This window comes from Amycolatopsis rhizosphaerae (assembly GCF_007713715.1).
Lineage (GTDB): Bacteria > Actinomycetota > Actinomycetes > Mycobacteriales > Pseudonocardiaceae > Amycolatopsis_E > Amycolatopsis_E rhizosphaerae.
In genome coordinates this window covers 1-3315 of sequence record NZ_VJWX01000661.1, presented here as the reverse complement: position 1 = coordinate 3315, position 3315 = coordinate 1, and the positions used below count along the sequence as shown (strand labels likewise).

Below are 3315 nucleotides of genomic sequence, written 5' to 3'. Positions count from 1 at the left end.
AGCCTGCGGTGGGCGGGCCGCTCCACGAACCTGGTGAGCAGCCAGCCGGCCAGCACCGCCGCCGCCACCACCAGCGGCAGCCGCAGCCAGCCGTCGAATCCCGCGCCGAGCAGCACACGAGCCAGCAGATAGCCGAGTTCCTGATGCACCAGGTAAACCCCGTAGGAAATGCCGGCCAGCCAGCCGAGCACCGGCGCGACGGGTCGCAGGAACTTCCAGTCCGGCCCCTTGGCGGCCCCGCAGATCGCCACCAGCATCAGCGCGAAGCCGAGGTCGGAGGGCAGGCGGGCCGGGTCGGACGGAAGCTGGACGTGGTCGGGGTAGAGGTGCAGGTCCTGTGCGGCCACCGACGCGGCGAGCAGCACGGCGAGGTGGGCCCCGGTCATCCGGTCCCGCGCCCACAGCCAGATCGCGATACCGGCCGCGAAGGCGTGCATGCGGTGCAGCCCGAGCCCGAAGACGACGGCGTAGGCCCACGGCTGCGGGTTGTGCACGCCGATCACCCAGAACCGCAGCACCAGCGGCACCGCGATCATGGCCCAGGCCAGTGCCTGGACGCGCCGGTCACGGCCGCCGGAGAACCACGGGGTCGCCGACCACAGCACCGCCGCGCCGGTGAACACCATCAGCTGCACCGGCAGGGTCCAGTAGGACCCGTCGAGCCAGATGAAGGACTGGTTCCAGCCCTGCAGCATGAGCAGGTTGACCACCAGGTCGGAGCCGACCGGGACGTACCAAGACGACACCCAGGCCCGGCCGTCGCTGGTCGGGCCGAACAGGAAGTCCCACCAGGAATCGCCGAAACCCTGGTGGTTGAACACCGCGCCGGCGTAGCGCATGACGAAGTAGGTCACCAGTGCCGCGACCAGGTACGCAGGCAGCAGCCGGGCGAGCTTGCGGGCCAGCCAGCGGCCGGTCCGGCCCCGGCGGACCGTGTGGCAGACGAAGAACCCGGAGACGACCATCAGCGCCGCGGCCCCGAACTGGGCAGTGATCCGGAACGGGTAGCCGTTCAGCTCGGGATGGGCGTAGGGCCCCTGATGGGTGATGTGGCCCAGCATCACGGCCAGCACCGCGACCACCCGGACGGCATCCCAGCTGATGCGGCGCGGGGAACGGGAGGCGGAGGTCGCAGTGGGCTGTGACATGGCTTCCTGAAGATCGTTTTCGGGAGCCGCCAGGCTACGGGGTGTTGCTGAGACGAACCTGAACGGGTGGAACCGTCCGAAACGCTCCGGTTACGGTAGGGAGGTGAACGTCGTGGAGGACTACACGGGCCATGTCGAGCCGGGCGGCGACGCCGCTCGCCGCACGCTCGAAGCGCTGACCATCACCAAACTGTCCGTCGGGCCGATGGACAACAACACCTACCTGCTGGTGTGCCGGGCCCAGAACGAGGCGCTGCTGATCGACGCGGCCAACGACCCGGACCGCATCTCCGACCTGATCGGCCACGGCCCGGACCGTCCCGCGCTGCGCACCATCGTCACCACGCACCAGCACGGCGACCACTGGCAGGCGCTGGGCGCGGTCGCCGGGGCCAACGGCGCCAACACCGCCGCCCACCCCCTCGACGCCGGCCCGCTGCCGGTGCCGCCGGACTACCTGGTGGAGCACGGCGACCGGCTCGCGGTGGGCGACTGCGTGCTGGAGGTCCTCCACCTGCGCGGCCACACCCCCGGCTCGATCGCGCTGCTCTACCGCGACCCGCACGGACACCCGCACCTGTTCACCGGCGACTCCCTGTTCCCTGGCGGGCCTGGAAAAACGGCTGGGGTGGAGAACTTCACCTCGCTCATCGATGACCTGGAGACCCGGGTGTTCGGCGTCCTGCCCGACGACACCTGGGTGTATCCGGGCCACGGCGACGACACGACGTTGGGTGCCGAGCGTCCCAAGCTCGGTGAGTGGCGCGAACGCGGCTGGTGATTCGGCGAGCGGGGCCGCTCACCGTCCGCGGCGGCCCCACTCGGCAGCTCGACCCAGTCACCGGCGCTGATCATCCACCCTGGCGTGATCGCGACCTCACCGGCCGAGCACGCCGCATCGAGATCTTCTTCTACCGAGCTGCGGGCACCACTTACCTGTGTAGCGGCGCCGGCGGTGCCGCGACCGACTGGCATGCGAACCTTCTCGCCGATCCCAACTTCACCTTCCACCTCAAGAACGGGATCCGCGCAGATCTGCCTGCACGGGCCACGCCTGTCACCGACCCAGCGGCGTTGGATCACGATTCGCTTCCAGCGTCAGCGCGACCAGGGTCCCGTCCCGTGTCGCGCCCTCGGCGTCGAAAGGCAGCGGATCGAATTCGACGATGGCCGCACCGAGCATTTCGATCCGCGCTGCCCGCGTTCTTGGCCATCGCGACGCCCCGATGCAGTTCCGCCATCGTGATCGCGGTGAGTTCCGGGATCGCCGGCAGCATTGCCGGATCGAGTACAGCAAGGTCAAAGAAAGTACAGGTATCCAGCACACCGGGCACAGTGAGCTACACCTTCACTGCTGATCGCCCTCCCGAGGCGGACGAGTACGCCGCCGACGAGTAACCTCACACAGCCAACGAACATCGCTATGTTCAGCGGGTGACAAACGAACCGGTCGTGGAGATCTACACCGACGGTGCCTGTGAACCGAACCCGGGGCCGGGCGGCTGGGGCGCCGTACTGAGATACGGTCGCCACGAGAAGGACCTGTACGGCAGCGAGCCCGAAATGACAACCAACAACCGGATGGAACTCATGGCACCTATCCGGGCGCTGGAAAGCCTGACACGCCCGTCGGTCGTAGAAGTCTACACTGATAGCTCTTACGTGAAGAACGGTGTCACCTCGTGGTTGGCCCAGTGGAAGGTGAATGGCTGGCAAACCAGTGCCAAGAAGCCGGTCAAGAACGTCGACCTGTGGCAGCGACTCGACAGCGCCATAGCGCCCCACCAAGTCGCGTGGCATTGGGTGAAAGGGCACGCCGGCCATCCCGAAAACGAGCGAGCGGATCAGTTGGCGGGCCGCGGCTGCCGCGAAGCACGCCAGGCGATGGGAGACACCGCAGCCCTGAATCGGCCGGTCCTGCCCGTAGTGGTCAAAACGCCTCAACGGCAGCGTTGCCGAGCCACTGCTCGTACCGGTAAGCAATGTGCCGTCGACGCCGGCCCATCAGGGCTATGCCATGTCCACGACCCGGACAGGCACTGAAGTGATCTCAGCGTCTTTCAGCTGAGTCGGCCGTGTTCAAAATGGGTGAGTACGAGCGCGGCCTTGGTGATGTCCCCGATCTTGCGTGGGCTGGTGGTGATGTGGCGCAGGGCTCGCCAGCGGC

Annotated in this window: 3 protein-coding genes and 1 pseudogene; 2 read left to right on the top strand and 2 right to left on the bottom strand. The window is 67.8% G+C overall.

Features of this window, described 5'->3' with window-relative positions; translation table 11 throughout:
- Positions 1-1148: acyltransferase family protein (locus FNH05_RS35115; RefSeq protein WP_144593152.1), on the bottom strand; the 1148-nt coding region annotated here is incomplete at its 3' end.
- A gap of 103 nt (positions 1149-1251) precedes the next feature.
- Between FNH05_RS35115 and FNH05_RS35110 the strand changes: the two genes are divergently transcribed.
- Positions 1252-1929: an MBL fold metallo-hydrolase gene (locus FNH05_RS35110; protein WP_144593151.1), complete on the top strand. Its 678-nt coding sequence runs from the start codon at positions 1252-1254 to the stop codon at positions 1927-1929.
- Positions 1930-2205: 276 nt separating this feature from the next.
- On the opposite strand, the gene FNH05_RS39845 is transcribed toward FNH05_RS35110, so the two are convergent.
- The gene (locus tag FNH05_RS39845) at positions 2206-2331 is read right to left on the bottom strand and encodes a hypothetical protein (RefSeq protein WP_281287664.1); all 126 of its coding nucleotides are present in this window, start codon (positions 2329-2331) and stop codon (positions 2206-2208) included.
- Positions 2332-2600: 269 nt separating this feature from the next.
- Between FNH05_RS39845 and rnhA the strand changes: the two are divergent.
- Positions 2601-3029: pseudogene (gene rnhA, locus FNH05_RS35095) on the top strand (ribonuclease HI); the annotation flags it as partial.
- Between the last annotated feature and the right edge of the window lie 286 nt (positions 3030-3315).